This is a genomic window from Psychromonas antarctica, from assembly GCF_022267535.1.
GTDB lineage: Bacteria > Pseudomonadota > Gammaproteobacteria > Enterobacterales > Psychromonadaceae > Psychromonas > Psychromonas antarctica.
Window position 1 is genome coordinate 1 of the sequence record NZ_JAHNZV010000272.1, and the last position, 783, is coordinate 783.

General features: G+C 37.7%; 1 protein-coding gene. It reads right to left on the reverse strand.

The features are described from left to right. Positions 1-146: 146 nt before the first annotated feature. Complete coding sequence (locus KSO91_RS17440) at positions 147-644, reverse strand: fasciclin domain-containing protein (RefSeq protein ID WP_238744279.1); 498 nt, start codon at positions 642-644, stop codon at positions 147-149. Positions 645-783 lie beyond the last annotated feature (139 nt).

Here is a 783-nt window from a genome sequence, read left to right on the forward strand (position 1 = left end):
TTTTGAGACTTTAAACCTTTTGATGCTTTAAGGGCGAATGCTTCTATCTCTTCTTTTTTCATAATTACCTATCCTTAAAATGATTAAATTAATGATAGGCAATTACACAGATTTCAGGACAGGGTCACGTCCAGTTTTACCGCCACTTACTTCGGTAATAATACAGTATCAATCACGTGTATGACCCCGTTGCTCGCTTTGACATCGGTCATAATAACCTTTGCATTATTTATCTTTACGCCATCATCATTGACAACCACCATGAGCGTTTGTCCTTGGACTGTTTTTGCACTCTCGAGTTTCACAACATCAGCGGCCATCACTTTTCCGGCTACAACATGATATGTGAGCACAGCGACAAGCTTGGCTTTGTTTTCAGGTTTCAATAACATCGCTACAGTGCCTTCTGGCAAATTAGAAAATGCTTCGTCTGTTGGCGCAAATAAAGTGAATGGTCCATCACCTTTCAATGTATCAACAAGCCCAGCTGCTTTCACCGCTGCTAGAAGTGTATTAAACGAGCCATTTTCTACGGCAACATCTACGATATCCTTTTTCATACCATGATGATCTGCATAAGACATGGATGTAAAAGCTAAACTCGCGACCACAATAGATAGTATTGCTGTGAATTTTTTAAGCATAATTTTATCCTTATTAAGATTTCTGTATTAAGAGTTTGTCGTTTTGAATGTGTTCGCAGTATATTTACGGAGAATGATGAGCAATAGATCACTTTAATTTGTATTATTTTCATCTCATACGCTAGTATCTTAATAGGTA

Bases quoted from the DNA above. Each gene is read 5' to 3' on its own strand.
- KSO91_RS17440 (WP_238744279.1), bottom strand. From the start codon at position 644: ATGCTTAAAAAATTCACAGCAATACTATCTATTGTGGTCGCGAGTTTA.